This is a genomic window from Dellaglioa sp. CoH-57-MRSF-16 (assembly GCF_056782055.1).
In genome coordinates, this window is record NZ_JBXAXZ010000005.1 from 59,147 (window position 1) to 76,645 (window position 17,499).

20 protein-coding genes are annotated in these 17,499 nt (G+C 32.4%); 3 read left to right on the top strand and 17 right to left on the bottom strand.

Translation table 11 applies throughout. The features are described from left to right. Window positions 1-28: 28 nt before the first annotated feature. From AC1RPH_RS06155 to AC1RPH_RS06180, 6 genes are all read right to left on the bottom strand, one after another. On the bottom strand, window positions 29-1,075 hold the full coding sequence (locus AC1RPH_RS06155) for a hypothetical protein (protein ID WP_481761771.1): 1,047 nt from the start codon (window positions 1,073-1,075) through the stop codon (window positions 29-31). Next, window positions 1,075-1,968, bottom strand: a complete 894-nt coding sequence (locus AC1RPH_RS06160) for an ATP-binding cassette domain-containing protein (RefSeq protein WP_481761772.1) — start codon at window positions 1,966-1,968, stop codon at window positions 1,075-1,077. The genes AC1RPH_RS06155 and AC1RPH_RS06160 overlap by 1 nt, the downstream gene beginning before the upstream one ends. A 2-nt stretch (window positions 1,969-1,970) precedes the next feature. After that, the gene (locus AC1RPH_RS06165) at window positions 1,971-2,342 is read right to left on the bottom strand and encodes a GntR family transcriptional regulator (RefSeq protein WP_481761773.1); all 372 of its coding nucleotides are present in this window, start codon (window positions 2,340-2,342) and stop codon (window positions 1,971-1,973) included. A gap of 116 nt (window positions 2,343-2,458) precedes the next feature. After that, entirely contained in the window at window positions 2,459-4,051 is a 1,593-nt protein-coding gene (locus AC1RPH_RS06170) for a CTP synthase (protein ID WP_481761774.1), read from the bottom strand. Between the two features lie 220 nt (window positions 4,052-4,271). After that, window positions 4,272-4,868 (bottom strand): DNA-directed RNA polymerase subunit delta, encoded by a 597-nt coding sequence (gene rpoE, locus AC1RPH_RS06175; protein WP_481761775.1) that lies wholly within the window; start codon window positions 4,866-4,868, stop codon window positions 4,272-4,274. Between the two features lie 44 nt (window positions 4,869-4,912). Next, on the bottom strand, window positions 4,913-5,353 hold the full coding sequence (locus AC1RPH_RS06180) for a YwiB family protein (protein WP_481761776.1): 441 nt from the start codon (window positions 5,351-5,353) through the stop codon (window positions 4,913-4,915). A 168-nt stretch (window positions 5,354-5,521) separates the two neighbouring features. On the opposite strand from AC1RPH_RS06180, the gene AC1RPH_RS06185 reads away from it, so the two are divergent. After that, complete coding sequence (locus AC1RPH_RS06185) at window positions 5,522-6,889, top strand: HD domain-containing protein (RefSeq protein ID WP_481761777.1); 1,368 nt, start codon at window positions 5,522-5,524, stop codon at window positions 6,887-6,889. Then, window positions 6,879-7,694, top strand: a complete 816-nt coding sequence (yidA, locus tag AC1RPH_RS06190; protein ID WP_409021948.1) for a sugar-phosphatase — start codon at window positions 6,879-6,881, stop codon at window positions 7,692-7,694. The genes AC1RPH_RS06185 and yidA overlap by 11 nt, the downstream gene beginning before the upstream one ends. Window positions 7,695-7,753: 59 nt before the next feature. On the opposite strand, the gene AC1RPH_RS06195 is transcribed toward yidA, so the two are convergent. Then, window positions 7,754-7,912 (bottom strand): hypothetical protein, encoded by a 159-nt coding sequence (locus AC1RPH_RS06195; RefSeq protein WP_481761778.1) that lies wholly within the window; start codon window positions 7,910-7,912, stop codon window positions 7,754-7,756. Between the two features lie 17 nt (window positions 7,913-7,929). Next, a complete protein-coding gene (locus AC1RPH_RS06200; RefSeq protein ID WP_481761779.1) occupies window positions 7,930-8,286 on the bottom strand; it encodes a DUF3899 domain-containing protein in 357 nt (118 codons plus the stop codon). Between the two features lie 144 nt (window positions 8,287-8,430). Between AC1RPH_RS06200 and mscL the strand changes: the two genes are divergently transcribed. Continuing rightward, entirely contained in the window at window positions 8,431-8,880 is a 450-nt protein-coding gene (gene mscL / locus AC1RPH_RS06205) for a large conductance mechanosensitive channel protein MscL (protein ID WP_409021944.1), read from the top strand. 729 nt (window positions 8,881-9,609) lie between these two features. Here the strand turns inward: mscL and AC1RPH_RS06210 are convergent. The 9 genes from AC1RPH_RS06210 to glmU form a co-directional block, all read right to left on the bottom strand. Continuing rightward, the gene (locus AC1RPH_RS06210) at window positions 9,610-9,774 is read right to left on the bottom strand and encodes a hypothetical protein (RefSeq protein WP_481761780.1); all 165 of its coding nucleotides are present in this window, start codon (window positions 9,772-9,774) and stop codon (window positions 9,610-9,612) included. Between the two features lie 891 nt (window positions 9,775-10,665). Then, window positions 10,666-11,181: a hypothetical protein gene (locus AC1RPH_RS06215; protein WP_481761781.1), complete on the bottom strand. Its 516-nt coding sequence runs from the start codon at window positions 11,179-11,181 to the stop codon at window positions 10,666-10,668. Next, window positions 11,178-11,816, bottom strand: a complete 639-nt coding sequence (locus AC1RPH_RS06220; protein WP_481761782.1) for an ATP-binding cassette domain-containing protein — start codon at window positions 11,814-11,816, stop codon at window positions 11,178-11,180. Before AC1RPH_RS06220 ends, AC1RPH_RS06215 begins: the two co-directional genes overlap by 4 nt. A 16-nt stretch (window positions 11,817-11,832) precedes the next feature. Further along, window positions 11,833-12,528: a hypothetical protein gene (locus AC1RPH_RS06225; protein ID WP_481761783.1), complete on the bottom strand. Its 696-nt coding sequence runs from the start codon at window positions 12,526-12,528 to the stop codon at window positions 11,833-11,835. After that, window positions 12,492-13,190 (bottom strand): hypothetical protein, encoded by a 699-nt coding sequence (locus AC1RPH_RS06230; RefSeq protein ID WP_481761784.1) that lies wholly within the window; start codon window positions 13,188-13,190, stop codon window positions 12,492-12,494. The genes AC1RPH_RS06225 and AC1RPH_RS06230 overlap by 37 nt, the downstream gene beginning before the upstream one ends. Next, a complete protein-coding gene (locus AC1RPH_RS06235; RefSeq protein WP_481761785.1) occupies window positions 13,177-13,995 on the bottom strand; it encodes a hypothetical protein in 819 nt (272 codons plus the stop codon). Before AC1RPH_RS06235 ends, AC1RPH_RS06230 begins: the two co-directional genes overlap by 14 nt. Window positions 13,996-14,044: 49 nt before the next feature. After that, window positions 14,045-14,458, bottom strand: a complete 414-nt coding sequence (locus AC1RPH_RS06240; protein WP_481761786.1) for a hypothetical protein — start codon at window positions 14,456-14,458, stop codon at window positions 14,045-14,047. A 487-nt stretch (window positions 14,459-14,945) separates the two neighbouring features. Continuing rightward, complete coding sequence (locus tag AC1RPH_RS06245; RefSeq protein ID WP_481761787.1) at window positions 14,946-15,923, bottom strand: ribose-phosphate diphosphokinase; 978 nt, start codon at window positions 15,921-15,923, stop codon at window positions 14,946-14,948. Window positions 15,924-16,013: 90 nt separating this feature from the next. Then, window positions 16,014-17,405: a bifunctional UDP-N-acetylglucosamine diphosphorylase/glucosamine-1-phosphate N-acetyltransferase GlmU gene (glmU, locus tag AC1RPH_RS06250; RefSeq protein WP_481761788.1), complete on the bottom strand. Its 1,392-nt coding sequence runs from the start codon at window positions 17,403-17,405 to the stop codon at window positions 16,014-16,016. Window positions 17,406-17,499 lie beyond the last annotated feature (94 nt).

Below are 17,499 nucleotides of genomic sequence, written 5' to 3' on the forward strand. Positions count from 1 at the left end.
CTTAGAGAAATAGGTAGCCATTTTACTTTTATTTTTTATTTTTCGAAAAAATACGTTGCAATTTTTGACTAATATTTTGTGGACGATAAATAACAATATAAGCAACAATGACTGTAATACAGCCGCTTATCAAGCCATATCCTATTTTTTCCCCAATTGTATCATAATTAACTACAGCCATTAAAATAGCTATATAAGCCGTTGTAAAAATGAGTAGTGGTAGTTTTAAATAATCGAATTGTAAATAAGGACTATCCTGTTCTAATGATAATTTGTTGAAATAATGAACTGCCATCACTATCATCAATAACCCAGCAATCAAGTATATAAATCCTAGTACAAGATAATAAGTATTAGACATGTCTTGCGTTTGATCAAAAATGAATCCTTCAAAGTAAGCAAACCATATCAAGGCCGAGCCAGTGAATCCCAACGCAGTGACGACAGATGCTACAACCCGACGAACTAAAACACCTACCACAAGGCCAACACTGTATAGCGCAATCAATTGACTACTATCTAAGAATAAATGTATCATTCTATCTGATATAAAATTTGGATTACTTACTGAGATAGCTACATCAGCAACAAATGTTGTTATAATTGAACCTACAATAAAAGTAAGTAAGGCAGGTAGTAACATTAGACCAATTTTTTTTAAGAAAATGCGTTTTCTAGAAAATGAGCTTGAAAATATAAATTCATTAAATTTAGTTTGCATATCATACATATTAGTAAATATCCCTAATAAGATAGCACCCAGACTAAAAATAACTAGTGCTGTTTTTGCATTTTGAAATGTACCATCATGAATACTTACATCTTTTATTTTAATATTATTTTTTTCATATGTTGCTCTGCTAACTGAACCTATTTTACGATGATCCGCTTTTGCCGAATCTTTTTCACTTTGAACAAACTCTGTATAAGTAAGATTGGCCGCGTCTATTCCCGTAGTGTCAACCGAATTATGTAGTGTAAACCCCATAACAACCACAATAAGTGCAACAAGTGATAAAACAATCCACTTATATCTCTGCCAAATAATCTGATTCAATCTTCTATTAACTGTCACTACTTCCCACCTCCGGTATTTTCTTTAGCCGAAAGACTTGCTCGGAATAAATCTTCCAACGTTAACGGTAATTCTTCGAATAATGCCGGATCTTCAGCTTCAATTTGAGCTTCAATTTCATCTGAATAGTGTTCAAATAAAACAGTGACGACACGACCTTGAATACTCATTGCTCGGCTATTTTCTTTAATGAAAGCTGGAATTTCTTTTGATTTAAACACCAATTGAACTTTTCGTGATTCTGAACGCGTGTCTTCCAAACGATAATCACTCACAATATGTCCATCTTTTAAAACCATTGCGCGATCGATTAATCGATCTAATTCTTCTAAATTATGTGAAGAAATAAGTACACTTCGCTGGTCTTCAGCAACGGCATCAATAATAATTTGGAAAACTTGTTTACGGACAATTACATCTAACCCGTCCAGTGGTTCATCTAAAATAACATATGGTGCACCAGTGGAAAAGGCCAAAATAATATTAAATAATCCTTGCATCCCTTTAGAAAATTGACGATATTTTGTTTGTTTAGGTAGGTTGTATTCTGTGACCCAATTATCATATTTTTGACGATCAAACGTTTGATAAGCGAGTTCATAGAATTCGACAATCTTATCTATTGTGTAGCTGTCTAAAAAATTATTCTGTGTATCTAAATAAAAGAGTTTTTCCTTCAATGATGAATCTTCTTTCATCCATTGATCATCAATTAAAATATCACCTTGATCTGGTATGTATTGGCCTGAAATTGATCTGAATAAGGTTGTTTTACCAACTCCATTACGACCAATTAGACCCACTATTTCCCCTGGGACTAAAGACATATTAATATCATTAAGTATCTCTTTGTCACTAATTTTCTCTGATAAACCTTTAATTTCAAATCCCATTCTTAGTCCTCCTTTTCAAAATACGACTTAACCCAACCCTGAATCTCATCTTCTTGGACACCGAGATAGGTCACTTCTTTAATCGTATCTAACAATGCCTCACGATTTTTTTGGATTTGTCGTTCATCGCGATTGCTCTCATTATTGGCTTTGACATATGTCCCTCGACCTTTAACTGTCACGATTACATCCTGTGATTCTAAAACTTTATACGCTTTACTAACCGTATTTGGATTCATTTCATGAATTTTAGCCATTTCTCTAACTGACGGCAACTTGTCTTCTGTCTGCAAAATTCCTTTAAAAATATCTTCTTTTATACCTGATATCAATTGTTCATAAAACGGTTTACTACTCGTCTTATTAATTTGCAATTATCTCACCTCATCCATGTGTACTATAATACATAGTACACATATTAAATACAACCCTTTTAGACATAAAAAAAGAGATAATAACAAATTGTTATTATCTCTTTCAATTACATTTATTAAACTGTAGCGTTCACAAAGGCTTGGAATAAACCTTCTGGACGTTGTGGTCTTGATAAAAATTCTGGATGGTATTGAGCTGCCACAAAGAATTTATTTTCAGGAATTTCAACAACTTCAACTAAACGATTATCTGGAGATGTTCCAGCAAAAACCAATCCTTTATCAGCAAGTTGTTCACGGTATTCGTTATTAAATTCATAACGATGACGGTGACGTTCTTGGATAACTTCTTGATTATCATAAGCTGCAGCTGCTACCGTTCCTGGTTTTAATTTACATGGATATAAACCAAGACGTTGTGTTCCACCCATATCTTCAACATCTTCTTGATCTGTCATCAAGTCGATAATGTTATGTGGTGTTTCTGGAACAGCTTCAGTTGAATGTGCGCCTTGGAGCCCAACAACGTTACGTGCAAATTCAATACATGCCATTTGCATACCAAGACAAACACCTAAGAATGGAACATTATTTTCACGCGCATATTGAATTGAAAGAATCATCCCTTCAAGTCCACGATTACCGAATCCTCCTGGAACGATGATTCCATCAGCATCTTGCAACGTTTCAACAATATTACTTTCATCTAATTTTTCTGCATCAACCATTGTGATTTTAACATCAGCATCAACAGTGTATCCAGCATGTTTCAATGCTTCGGCAACAGAAATATAAGCATCTGGCAATTTAACATATTTACCAACCAACGCAATATTGATTGTTTTCTTCAAATTTAAAACTTGTGTTTCAAGTTTTTGCCATTCAGTCATATCTGCTTCTGGTGTTGTTAATTTCAAATGATCAACAACGATTTGGTCCATTTTTTGTTTTTGTAACGCTAAAGGAATCGTATATAATGTATCAACATCCATTGATTCAATAACGGCTTCTGGTTCAACATCACAGAAATTAGCTAATTTATTACGCATATCTTGCGAGATATGTTCTTCAGTCCGAACAACCAACATATCTGGTTGAATACCCAATCCGCGTAATTCTTTAACACTATGTTGTGTAGGTTTCGTTTTCATTTCACCTGCAGCTTTTAGGTAAGGAATCAATGTTGTATGAATATAAATAACATTATCTGAACCGACATCAGCTTTCATTTGACGTAATGCTTCAAGGAAAGGCAATGATTCAATATCACCAACAGTTCCACCTATTTCAGTAATTACAACATCAGAATCCGTTGTTGTTCCAGCACGCATAATTTTTTCTTTAATTGTATTTGTAATATGTGGTATAACTTGAACTGTGGCACCCAAATAATCACCACGACGTTCTTTTTGTAAAACTTCTGAATAAATTTTACCAGTCGTTACGTTTGAATATTGATTTAAGTTAATATCAATAAAACGTTCATAATGACCAAGATCTAAATCAGTCTCTGTACCATCATCAGTTACGAAAACTTCCCCATGTTGATAGGGACTCATTGTTCCTGGATCCACATTGATATAAGGATCAAACTTTTGAATAGTAACTTTCAAGCCTCTATTCTTTAATAAACGGCCAAGAGATGCTGCAACAATCCCTTTACCAATTGACGAAACAACGCCACCTGTAACAAATATATATTTGGTCATTATAAATCTCCTTTGGGTTAATTTTTGTGGGGATTCTGTGTTTGTGGCCTGATAGTTATTGTTCATTATGTCTATAAAAAACAACAAGCCCCCTAAGCCGAGTAGAATAATCTAATCAGTGTAGGGAGCTTGTATCAACCGTGCGTTTGTCCTCGCAAGAAATACCTGCGAGGCGCCCAAAAAATATATTACAGGGTTTTGACGAAATCGTCAAGTCCTTTTAATTATTTTCCTCGTCGTCTTCTGCATCTTCATCGGATATTTCAGATAATTGATCTTCAATACCTTCTGGTAATTCTTCTTCATCATCAGAATTACTATCAGCTATTTCATCTAAATCTTTATCATAACCTTTAATTTCTGTATCTTCATCATCATCTTCGTCGTCATCTTCATAAGTTGCATCTAAATCGTCGTCCTCAGGATCATCATCATTGTAATCAATAACGTCATCATCATCAGCGGCATCTGCTAAGAAAGCATTAACTTTCTTACGTTTTTTACGTTTAGGACGATCTTCATCGTCTTCATCTTCTACATGAGCAACAGCTTCATCGATTGAATCGAAGGGATACCATGAACGTAATCCCCATAAGTTCTCTCCAAGTGAAATGAAGCTACCATCAGCATTTAAATCTGTGTAAAATTGTGATAAGCGATCTCTCACTTCTAAATCATTTTTACCAAGATATGTTTGGATTTCATTAGTTAAGTCAGCAAAACCCATGACGTCACCATGTTGCGATAAGATTGCGTGAGCAACCTCGATCATTGATAACTCGTCTTTGTTTTGGCCATCGAATTGTTTAAGCTCCAACTAGCACACGTCCTTTCCAAAAGTCTACTCTTAATCATACATTTTTATGCCGTAAATTGCAATCGTATATTATAGTCTCCCAACAATTCACCGCTTGTTGTTAAGCGATAATCAATATCAAGTGATCCCGAAATTGGTTGGCTATTTAACTGACTTTTTAATTGCGTTGTTTCAATTTCAATTGGAATACGACCATACGCTGTTTTATAAACCCCATTAATTTTTTTTTGCGCTAAAAAAATTAATTTTGTGCGTATATCATCTGTTTCTCGAGTTAATTGAATTTCACCATCATCTTGCAATTTAAAGGTAACTGGATTTTTTTTACCAGACTCTGCGTCTTCTTCTTTATATCTGATATACATCCCATCGCCTAAACGAACGAGTTGTCCCGTTGTTTCGATGACATAGCGTTCAACTTCGCCTTCTTGTGTTTTAATTGTTTCCAAATGGATCGCAATTTGTTTATCTAACGTGATTGCCATACAACTTAATTCCTCCATTCACCTTATCGTTTCACTGTATTATAACTTAGATTTAAATGAATGTCGTTACCTATAATCATCATTATGTCATGACTAAATTACGAATGTTCGTTATAATAGAAGTATTACGAACTTATTTACTATCTAAATTTTCGAGGAGGGATTCTATTGCTCGAACAATCGCCGTTACTTGCTAGAGAAAAAGTGTTACGTGATCCTATTCACGATTACATTTATGTGCAACATCAAGTTATTTTAGATTTAATTAATACTAAAGAATTCCAACGTTTACGCCGAATTAAACAGCTCGGTACAACTTCATTAACTTTTCATGGAGCGGAACATTCACGTTTCACCCATTCCGTGGGTGTTTATGAAATCACACGTCGAATCTGCGATAATTTCCAACGAAATTATCCAAGCAAAGAAGCTGGCGACGGTTTATGGGACGACTCCGAAAAATTAGTGGCGTTATGCGCTGCTCTTTTACACGATATCGGCCATGGTCCATACTCACATACTTTCGAGCACATTTTCAAAACGGACCACGAAGCTATCACTGCTCAAATTTTAACTGATCCATCAACTGAGATTAATCAAGTTTTAGCAAAAGTTTCTGCTGATTTCCCAGAAAAAGTGGCAAGTGTTATTCAAAAAACGTACCCTAATCCACAAGTTGTCCAATTGATTTCGAGTCAAATAGACGCTGATCGAATGGATTACTTATTACGTGATTCTTACTACACTGGTACAAATTATGGTACATTTGACTTAACTCGGATTTTACGTGTGATGCGTCCTTATAAAGGCGGGATTGCATTTGATATCAATGGGATGCATGCCGTTGAAGATTATATTGTCAGCCGATTCCAAATGTACGTCCAAGTTTATTTCCATCCTATTTCTAGATCAATGGAAGTTATTTTAAGTCATTTATTAAATCGGGCTAAATACCTATACGAAAATAATCGCTTAAGTGCCGAGGATTCACCAAAATTATTGATTCCACTTTTTAAAAATGAATTTTCATTAGATGATTATTTACAATTAGATGACGGTGTTTTAACCACTTACTTCACGGAATGGCGTCAAAATACTGATAATATCTTAAGTGACTTAGCTGTCCGTTTCCTGGATCGCAAACCATTTAAATCAATCAAATTTGATGAAGAGACTGTTGATTTATTACCTACTCTAGAACGTCTTATTGAATCAGCTGGCTTTCAACCTGACTACTATACGGCAGAAAATGACAGTTACGACTTACCTTATGATGCCTATGATCCAACCAAAGATAAGCCGCGCACCCAAATCGAATTAGCTCAAGAAGATGGTTCACTTGTTGAATTATCTAGCGTCAGTGACCTCGTTGCTTCTATTACTGGTAAAGTATCAGGCGACCGTCGTTTCTTCTTCCCAAGAGAATTAGTAAAATCAGAGAACGATTTATTCACTGACATTTATACACAATTTAGAACTTATCTTAATAATGATACTTTAATCAACCCAAAGGAGAATACACAACATGACAATTAAATTAATCGCAATCGATATTGACGGTACTCTCGTTAATGATAAAAAAGAAATCGCCCCAGAAACTATTACTACTATTAAAGCTGCTAAAGCTGCTGGCATCAAAGTTGTCCTTTGTACCGGACGTCCTTTAACAGGCGTTACAAAATACTTAGAAAAACTCGGTTTAACATCAGATGATGATTTTGTTATTACTTTTAACGGTGCTTTAGTTCAAGTTTCAGGCTCTGGTGAAGTTTTAATTCATCATACGTTAGATATTAATGATTACAACATAATCGAAGAAACAAGTCGTGAATTAAACGTCCATGTTCATGCTGAAGATCAAGCATTAATGTATACACCTAATGCTGATATCAGTGAATATTCTGTGGCAGAGTCATTCTTAGTTCAAATGCCTATTCGTTTCCGAAAACCTGAAGAAATGGACAAGAATATCGTCATTTCGAAAATGATGTATATTGATTATCCTGAAGTTATTACACGTGTCGTTAAGGAATTACCCGCAAAAATTACCGATAATTATTACTACGTTCAAAGTGAACCTTACTTTTTAGAACTCCTAAACAAAAATGCCAGCAAGGGAAATGCCGTTATGTCCTTGGCTGATAAATTAGGTTTCACCAAAGACGAGGTTATGGCACTTGGTGATCAAGGTAATGATTTATCAATGATCCAAGCAGCAGGTCTAGGTGTTGCCATGGGTAACGCCATTCAAGAAGTTAAAGATAATGCTCAAGCAGTAACTGCTACTAACGTTGAGTTAGGTGTTGCTAAAGCAATCCAAAAATATGCATTAGCTGATTAAATAAATTAAAAACGGACCTAACTTTGAATAATCAAAGTTAGGTCCGTTTTTTTGGCGAATTATCTTCTAAACAACAATCGCATAAATTCTCTAAAAGATAACTTTGATTGCTTAAATTGTTTATATAATGATCCAGCATTTTCTGCAAATCCACCATCTACAAAGTATGCTCCTACAGCAAAACACAAAACGATGATAATACCCAAAAAAATATTCATGACATCATCTCCCTAGTTTAAATAGTCACTAATACAGCAATCAAAATCAATAATGCACCAACAATAAAACAACTACGCATCAATGGTGATATTTTAAGCGGACGATTTTTTTTACTTCCTACACTTTTAACATCAATTTTACGTTCATTATAATCTTCTTTAGATTCACCTTTATCTCGTCGTTTAAACCAGCCAGCGAATAGTTGTGCTTGGCTCAAAATTAATATAATGCCGACTAGAATTAATATAATGCCAATATAAAAATATACATTAGATAAAGAAAAACTATCCCCTCCAACACGGATCCAGATAATCGCAGTAATGATTGCCAGTACACTTAATAAAAATGTGACATTCCTTTTAGCCTGTTTCATGATAGTTAGTTCCTCGCTCGCTTTTAATTTGTGCTTTGATTATATCATTCAAACCTATTAACTCACAATTTTCAGTTCACTTATCCTATAAAATCCGTTATACTTTAAGATACAGTTAACCAAATTAAAGGAGACTCATCAAACATGTTAAAAGAATTTAGAGATTTTATCACTCGCGGAAATGTGATGGATTTGGCAGTCGCTGTTATTATTGGTGGTGCATTTACAACAATCGTTAAGTCTTTCACAACTAACATCATTGGTCCTATCATTGCACTTGTCGTCGGTAAAGTTGACTTGTCAGGGATCGTTCTCACAATTGGTGATACAACTTTCAAAATCGGACAATTTTTAGACGATGTCATTAACTTTATAATCGTAGCCTTTGTTATCTTTATGTTGCTTAAAGGAATCACAGCACTTAGAAATGCAACAAGTAGATCTAATGATAAGGAAGAAGAATCTTCAGAAACGACATTAACACCTACAGAAGAATATTTAAAAGATATCCGTAACTTACTAGCTGAAAGAGATAGTGACTTACCTCGAGAAGCATCAAAAAAAATTGAAGAAAAAATTGCAAAAGAAGACTAAATAATAATTAATAAAAACTTGATTCTGATTTTTAATCGGAATCAAGTTTTTTTATTTTACTTATATTTTATCTTTTTTACATCACATTTTCTTCACAACTACTTGTTATGATAACTTCATACCTTAATTAATAACTTTTAAATTTTAATTTATTTCCCCGAATAAATTAATTTAACTCATAACTAATTTCTCCCCTGAAATTAATTATCTCTACTCCCTTTTTCCGTCAGTCTCCCCGGACTGACGGTTTTTTTATACCCTTAAAATTAAAGTGTATCGACTATAAAATCATAATATTCAAGCGTTATAATCTGTAGTAATAAATAACAATCTAAGATTATTTTGGTCCCCCTTTTTAACATTACGAGTACTGTCTCTAATTAAATATACGTTTGAAGTCTAAGTTTAATGCCCAACCTAATTGGTTATATTCTCAGATTAGACACAAGACTATTCTGAGAATCGATTAGCTCTATAATAAATTAAAAAGAGAAGTCTCCAGATTGATTTCTGATTACTTCTCTTTTTAATTAGTTTTTATTCTATTTTTTTAACTTTTTTTCTAGTTCTAATATCTTTTTTGTTGTTAATTCATTAAGTTTAGCAGAACTAATTATTACTTTTCGTCTAGCTTTCTTATATTTATATAAACATACACATAAGTAAATGTAGAAAGCAATCCAAATACAAAATAATACTAAAGGCATAACAAGATAAACTAGATCATAACTATTCATTATTTTTCCCTTCTAATCTACTTATTTGTTCTTGTTGCTTCTTTTCCACATCATTAAGTTCGGTAATTTCTTTTTTATATTTCCGCATTTTTAAAATCATAAATACAAGCGTACCAATTAATAAAAATATTAATACTTTTATCTCAAATTCTATCATATTCTTCTCCTTCTATATTATTAAGGAACCTACAAAGACTATGAAAATAGTAACTAAAGTTACCCCAAGTTCTGCCCCAACACTAGTTACTGTACTAGACGTACTAAAAGCCATAGATATTTTGGGTAACTCTCCTGCATAATCAAAGTCAGGCTCTCTAAATTTTTTAATATAATATTATAATCTTGTACCGGATATGGATCACTCCCTATTCAATTAGACTCTTCATAAAGTATCTTAATTCCATAAATTATTTCACCTTTAATTAATTGACTAATTATTCAACCCTTATTCAATCAAAATATTATAGAATAGACTTGATAGGTTACAAACAATTCAAATGAATCTTTAATTTTCATTTACCTTCTGCTAGCCTTAAACAGTCTTATAAGTTATAATTTAACAATTCTTGAGCTAAAAGAACCATAGCAACACTTTCTTAAACTATATTTACTACCTTTTAATATACACTTTATCAATTTTAAAGGGTAGTAGAAAAGTTGTATTTAATAATCAGCTCAAATAGTGCTTTATTCTAAGAAAATCTTTATGTAAAAACTACTAAAATATTATATATCCTATACTTTCACCCCACAAAAAAAGTAATCATATTTTATCCTTTTTACGTCACATTTTCTTCACAACTACTTGTTATGATAACTTCATACCTTAATTAATAACTTTTAAATTTTAATTTATTTCCCCGAATAAATTAATCTAACTCATAACTAATTTCTCCCCTGAAATTAATTATCTCTACTCCCTTTTTCCGTCAGTCTCCCCGGACTGACGGTTTTTTATGTTGAATTTGAATACTTTAAGAATAGTAAAAAACAGCCCTAGCATTACCTGCCGGGACTGTCTAAATTAATTTAATTTACCTAGTGATATTCACTTAAAATCACTTTGATAGATATATTTTATATTAGTACCTGGTTTGGACGAAGTTAAAAACACTAAATTAAAAGAACGATTACCAGAGCCTTTTCTAATAATTGCTTTTAAAGTCTTATGATTTATCCCGACATGCAGCGAAGAATCAGATTCACCTTTTTCATTAAGCATATCAGATTGGGTCACATCATAAGAACTATTCATAACAAATAGCCCTCCGAGTGGAAAGTCACCATCTTTTTTTGATTCAATATCGACATCAATACTGTCATTGTAGTAAGCTTCGTCTGAGTCTTTAGTGACGTGATGCTTGATTTTAGTAAATACAAATTTTTCATTTACTATTTTTTGATGATTAGATGTTACAAACACATTCTTAATTTGACTGTTTTTATATTGTTCGGTTACTGCTGCATGAGCATTCCATAACCATACAGCGCTTGCTAGTAAGCAGATGCCTCCCAAAATAAGTAATCCTCTCTGACTTAGTTTCCACGAATTTTTATTTTTCATTTTAGAATAACTCTACCTTCTGAAATGTGAATGATTTTATCACTCACTTCGTTTAAGAAAACACTATCATGATTAGAAATAAGGATTGTTTTCCCTGCTGCTTTTTGATCGATAATTAACTGACGCAAAAAGTCTTTTCCACTATCGTCTAGTGCATTACTAGGTTCATCTAATATTAAAATAGGTGCATCATTGATTAAACAACAAGCAATTGAGGCCCTTTTCTTCATTCCTAATGAATAGTGTTTAATCGCACGCTTATCATTAGGATCTAGTCCAACATAAGTTACCATTTCGTTCAATTCATTCTTAGTCATTTTATGACTATTTAGTTGATTAATTAAGTCCAAGTTTTTAAGAACTGAAAAATCTTCTAACATACCAATACTATCCATAGAAAAAGCAATGCTGCTTGAAAAAAGTTCATCTACTCTGATATATTTTCCATTAACCCAAACTTCACCTTCAGTAGGCTTTACAAACCCAATAATCGTATTAAATATCATGGATTTCCCAGCACCATTTGGCCCACTGAATCCACAAACGATTCCTTCTTCAATTGATAAATTGATATCTACTAAAATATCTTTTTGCTTAATTCTTTTGGAAATGTTTTTCAACTCTATTATTTTCATTTTTACACTACTTTCTTTAAATAAAATCAATATCTTTAATTTTTATAAGTGAGATAATGATGCAACTCAATATAATCGTTAATAAAATTATAATGTTAACCGAATTATGATTAGGGTTAAATCTAGAGAGCATTGTTGCGTCTATAATGGATATGTGAGAAATATAAACATCTAATATTATGACTGCTAAACTCCCTATTAAGGGTAGTATAAAATCATCTAATAAAAATGACGCTGTTGATAACAATACAAGATAGGTGAAACTAAATATAAATAGATAACTATAGAAAGCTAAATGTGAGATACCAAAACCGTTTATAATCACTATCAAAAAATAAAAAAAACTATTATAAATTCCTAACATCAATAAATTGCTAAATAAATAATTTTTATATCCAATATTATGTAGAATTTTAAAATCTGATTTCCATAGTAACATTTGTGAATTTCCAATAGCTAATGCTGGAGAAATCACAAAGATGAACCAAAATAAAGGAAAAGATTCTCCCTCAGTATCTAACGAAGCACCATATAGTAAGCTCGTCATACCACTCACTTGATCTCTTTTGCACAATATGATCATCATCGTTAGCATAATAAAAATGAGCACCGTACGCCATTTAGAATAATAAATCGTTAAATAAATATTTCTAAAAACTAAGATACTGAAAAACTTCAATTTATAGAGTATTCTTTTTTTGATAAAATCCATCTTTGAAAAACCTCCAAAATAATAAAAAAGAGTAGTATAAAGAATATATTTTGAATTAAATATAACGTGTTAACACTATATCCAAGACTGATTATGCCATGATTAAAAAACAATCTAATCCCTCTTTCGTTCAAAAATATTTCTAATTGATAATAACCATAAATTAAAAATAACGATATAATTTTATTTCCTGTGAGGCAATAAAAGGACGCTATTAAATTATAAAAAACATACATTGCGATAAAATAAATAACCATTGTAACTAGCTGATAGCCATTTATATTATATTTTAAATTATCCTTATTTAAAATTAAAAAAAGGATTCCAGAGATAACAAATGCACAAATATATATGGCATAAAAGTAATTCACTTGTACTCTCAAAAAAGAAAAAGGTTTTCTTATATAATACATAATTGGAAATTTAGAACCCTGAAAGGGTAATAATATCAATATTGGAAAGAAAAGAATCATTATATTTTCAATATTTAAACTATTTTGTAGTCCTCCTTGGACTACGTCAATAAAGGAACTATTCTTTTCATTACCTAAAAATAAATAATATTCAAAAAGAGATAAAATAATTAATAAACAGAACGTAAGAATATCTATTACCCAGTCACGAGACCGTTTAGTTTTTAAATATATTTTAAATAATCGCATTACGTTTTACTCCCATAAAATTAAAAAGATAAGCTACAATGAGAACCAAAAACAAAATCCCCATAATAAATGATAAAGGAGGTAGGCCCTCCGCGGGTCCTCCTACCATAGGAAGCGACAAAGGTGCAGCAAGATAAAAAGGAAATACAGCAGCTAAAACACTTATAAATAAGCACAGTAAAAAACTAAAACTAACCACACTATAAATTGTTTTTACATATAAACTAACACTCGCGGCAACTACAGAAAAAACACCTGCGAACAAACCTGCAAGTAAAATATAAAATAAAATCCCCGTATATGATTGCTGGAAAAGGTCCTTCATAAAATATGTTGAATTCGATGCAAGTCCCAGATTATTATTTAATACAGCATCTAATGGTTGATTAGGGAATAAACACCATGCTACTAATAAATCCAATAATAAAGGTAGTATCCCAATCAAAAATCCTGAAATAAAGCTTAAGCTAAATGAATGAATAGAATAATTAATAATTCCCTTTTTTTGTACATATTGTTTAATAAAACCTGTTTGTTTATCCTCGAAGACAATTAGATTCAAACCAATCACTGAAAATAAAGGTAATAACAAATAAAATAAAGCTGAAAAATCGCTACCAGTACCACCTATACCTATCCATGTTGTAATCACAGTAAAAGTTAAATTAGAACCATCTAGATAAGTCCTATTAGGTAACATATCCATAGACACGTGAACTACTATTAAAGCAAAACCCACTAATATGCCATAAAAATATTGTTTCTTCGCCATACGCGACAGCCAATAAGAATTCATTTTTTTCACACCAATCTTTTATTTTAATATAATGCGTAAGAGAGCACATTATTTCTTCTTATCTATCAGGTTTCCAATTACCATCAGCACTACCATATGCATGAATACTATTTACAATATATGCATTGTTTCCTGTTCCATACCACTCTACTAAATAATTAGTTAATTTTGTCTGTCCTTTAGATTTAATAACATATTTTTTTCCTTTAGAAACAGATACATTTCCTGTACGACCAGCCTTATAAGAGTGTCCCCAAGCTTCCACACGTATTTTTCCCGATATCTTTTTGATGTTTAATTCATACGCAGTTTTACTCCACTTTTGAATTCTATAAGTTTCGTCCCAAGGATCATTCCATCTATTAGCAAGATGAACATAATTCGGATTGTTAGCCTCTACACGATCTGAACTTAAAATTGCTATACCAAAAACACATATTGCAACTAAAATAAATGACATTAATTTTTTCATAAAAACTCCTTAAAATTCTCCCTTACGCATTTAATATTATATATAAATAATTAACTCAAAACAATAATATTCAAGTTAAAAAAGACTTTTATAATTTATATATAATATAAAATTAATGCTAATATTAATAAAAAATCACTTTAATGTTGTTTATCATTCTTAGTAAGATCTATTAAGTCCTAAGATATTCAAGTAAACAGACTGCTTACTACTCTAACGTACTAACTACGAGAAGAACTTTCTTCCTTTTTACGTCACATTTTCTTCACAACTACTTGTTATTATAACTTCATACCTTAATTAATAACTTTTAAATTTTAATTTATTTCCCCGAATAAATTAATCTAACTCATAACTAATTTCTCCCCTGAAATTAATTATCTCTACTCCCTTTTTCCGTCAGTCTCCCTGGACTGACGGTTTTTTTATGTCCTAAATTTGGATACAAAAAAAGTTAGACAACATTAGTTATCTAACTTTCTTAACTTTATTTTTCATTATGGAAACGATTTTTAAATAATGGACTAACTGGTTTGTTTTCATGAATTCTCGTGATTGCATCCCCAATTAATTGACCCACTGAAATTTGAACTAATTTATCAATTTTCTTATCTTCAGGTAACTGAATTGAATCTGTTACGATAAATTGCTTAATAGGTGATTTTGCAATTCTTTCAACAGCTGGACCTGATAAAACCGGATGAGTTGCACTTGCGTACACTTCAGTTGCACCGGCATCCATTAAAGCCTGAGCAGCAAGCGTAATTGTTCCTGCCGTATCAACCATATCATCAATTAAGATACAACGTTTGCCTTCAACGGTACCAATAATGTTCATCACTTCAGCAACGTTAGCTTTAGGACGACGTTTATCAATAATTGCAATAGGTGCTTTCAAGAATTCTGCTAATTTACGAGCACGTGTCACTCCACCATGATCAGGTGAAACGACAACAGAATCTTTATCTAATCCTTCGGTTAAGAAGTAGTCAGCTAATAAAGGTGCACCCATTAAATGATCAACTGGGATATCAAAGAATCCTTGAATTTGAGCAGCATGCAAATCAAGCGCTAAAATTCTTGTTGCACCAGCTTTTTCTAACATGTCAGCAACTAATTTTGCTGTAATTGGTTCCCGTGAACGTGCTTTACGATCTTGACGAGCATAACCATAGTAAGGAATAACGACATTAATTGATTTAGCACTTGCGCGACGCAAAGCATCAATCATAATTAATAATTCCATAATATTGTCATTGACGGGTGCAGATGTTGATTGAACAATGTAAACATGATCTCCACGAATACTTTCTTCAATATTAATTCTGATTTCACCATCACTAAAGCGATCTACAGAGGTTTTACCTAATTTAACACCAACAGCATCAGCAATTTTTTCAGCCAATGGTTTATTCGAGTTCAAAGCAAAAATTTTCAACTTTGGATCAAAATAATGTTCTGACATATGTGCCTCCAGTTATTTAATTTTCCCTACTTAAAATTTTAAATATTAATCAAGTAAATTGCAAGTTAAAATCCGATAAGAATTCGCTTACTAATCAATTTCTGGTGCATGAGCTACTGGTAATTTGTCAAAATAACCTTTTTTATTCACTTGACGACCACGAGCAATACCCATATCGTGTGAATCAATATTATCTGTAATTGTTGATCCGGCAGCGATAAATACATGATCACCAACTTCTAGTGGTGCAACTACATTAGATCCACTACCAATAAATGAATGATCACCAATGTTGGTATGGTGTTTATTAACGCCATCATAATTAACAAAAACGACGCCGCAGCCGACATTAATATCTTTACCTAAAGTGGCATCCCCGACATAAGTCAAATGACCAACTTTAGTACTCTTACCGATAGTTGCATTTTTAATTTCTACAAAATTACCGATATGAGCAGCTTCACCAATATGTGCTTGAGGACGTAAGTGACTGTATGGTCCAATGTTACTCATTGTTTCCATTTCAGAATCTTCAAGATATGATGACGTAACAGTTACCTTATCATGAATAATACTATCAATAATTTCAGAATGAGCACCAATGACACAATCTTCACCAATGACTGTATTACCTTTTAAGTAAACGCCTGGTTCTACAATTGTATCTGAACCAATTTTAACATTATATTCGATGTAAGTCGTCTCAGGATCAACTAAAGTCACACCATTGCGCATATGTTTTTCGTTAATCCGGCGTTGCATAACTTTAGTTGCAGCAGATAAAGCCACACGATCATTTACACCCATTGATTCAGAGAAATCTTTCATGCGGTAAGCTGCGACTATCTTACCTTGTTTTTTAAGAATTTCCATAACGTCAGTTAAGTAATATTCACCTTGTGCATTATCATTTGTTACTTCATGTAAAGCTTCAAATAAAGTTTTATTATCAAAACAGTACACACCTGTGTTAATTTCTTGAACATTAGCTTCTTGAATTGTGGCATCTTTTTGTTCAACAATTTTTTCAACAATCCCAATATCATTACGAATAATTCGACCGTAACCCGTTGGATCTTCTGCTTGTGCTGTTAGAACAGTTGCAGCAGCACCTTTTTCTTTATGATATTCAAATAATTCACCAAATGTTTTGGCAGTAAGTAACGGTGTATCACCATTAGCAATAATGGTCATACCCTCTTTATCTTTTAAGATTTTTTCTGCTTGAAGGACAGCATGACCAGTTCCCAATTGTTCTGCTTGAAGAACATATTCTGAGCGATTGCCTAACGTTTCTTCAACCTGCTCAGCACCATGTCCCACAATAGTAACAACTTCATCCATATTATTTGCTTCAATTTCCGATAAAACGTGGTCAACCATTGGACGCCCAGCAATCGGATGTAACACTTTATATAGTTTAGATTTCATTCTTGTACCTTTACCGGCAGCAAGAATAATGGCATATTTAGCAACTGTCATTAGATAGTCTCCTCCAATTATATTCTAATATTCTACCTTAATAATAGCTTAAACCCGTATGCGTTGCAAGATTTCGAATAAATATGCTTACTTT

What these genes read in the sequence shown, in the direction of transcription:
- AC1RPH_RS06225 (WP_481761783.1), bottom strand. Translation starts at nt 12,528, where the DNA reads ATGGATTTTATCAAAAAAAGAATACTCTATAAATTGAAGTTTTTCAGT.
- AC1RPH_RS06195 (WP_481761778.1), bottom strand. Translation starts at nt 7,912, where the DNA reads ATGAATATTTTTTTGGGTATTATCATCGTTTTGTGTTTTGCTGTAGGA.
- AC1RPH_RS06220 (WP_481761782.1), bottom strand. Translation starts at nt 11,816, where the DNA reads ATGAAAATAATAGAGTTGAAAAACATTTCCAAAAGAATTAAGCAAAAA.
- AC1RPH_RS06160 (WP_481761772.1), bottom strand. Translation starts at nt 1,968, where the DNA reads ATGGGATTTGAAATTAAAGGTTTATCAGAGAAAATTAGTGACAAAGAG.
- mscL (WP_409021944.1), top strand. Translation starts at nt 8,431, where the DNA reads ATGTTAAAAGAATTTAGAGATTTTATCACTCGCGGAAATGTGATGGAT.
- AC1RPH_RS06240 (WP_481761786.1), bottom strand. Translation starts at nt 14,458, where the DNA reads ATGAAAAAATTAATGTCATTTATTTTAGTTGCAATATGTGTTTTTGGT.
- AC1RPH_RS06180 (WP_481761776.1), bottom strand. Translation starts at nt 5,353, where the DNA reads ATGGCAATCACGTTAGATAAACAAATTGCGATCCATTTGGAAACAATT.
- AC1RPH_RS06170 (WP_481761774.1), bottom strand. Translation starts at nt 4,051, where the DNA reads ATGACCAAATATATATTTGTTACAGGTGGCGTTGTTTCGTCAATTGGT.
- AC1RPH_RS06210 (WP_481761780.1), bottom strand. Translation starts at nt 9,774, where the DNA reads ATGATAGAATTTGAGATAAAAGTATTAATATTTTTATTAATTGGTACG.
- AC1RPH_RS06230 (WP_481761784.1), bottom strand. Translation starts at nt 13,190, where the DNA reads ATGCGATTATTTAAAATATATTTAAAAACTAAACGGTCTCGTGACTGG.
- AC1RPH_RS06215 (WP_481761781.1), bottom strand. Translation starts at nt 11,181, where the DNA reads ATGAAAAATAAAAATTCGTGGAAACTAAGTCAGAGAGGATTACTTATT.
- AC1RPH_RS06245 (WP_481761787.1), bottom strand. Translation starts at nt 15,923, where the DNA reads ATGTCAGAACATTATTTTGATCCAAAGTTGAAAATTTTTGCTTTGAAC.
- AC1RPH_RS06200 (WP_481761779.1), bottom strand. Translation starts at nt 8,286, where the DNA reads ATGAAACAGGCTAAAAGGAATGTCACATTTTTATTAAGTGTACTGGCA.
- yidA (WP_409021948.1), top strand. Translation starts at nt 6,879, where the DNA reads ATGACAATTAAATTAATCGCAATCGATATTGACGGTACTCTCGTTAAT.
- glmU (WP_481761788.1), bottom strand. Translation starts at nt 17,405, where the DNA reads ATGACAGTTGCTAAATATGCCATTATTCTTGCTGCCGGTAAAGGTACA.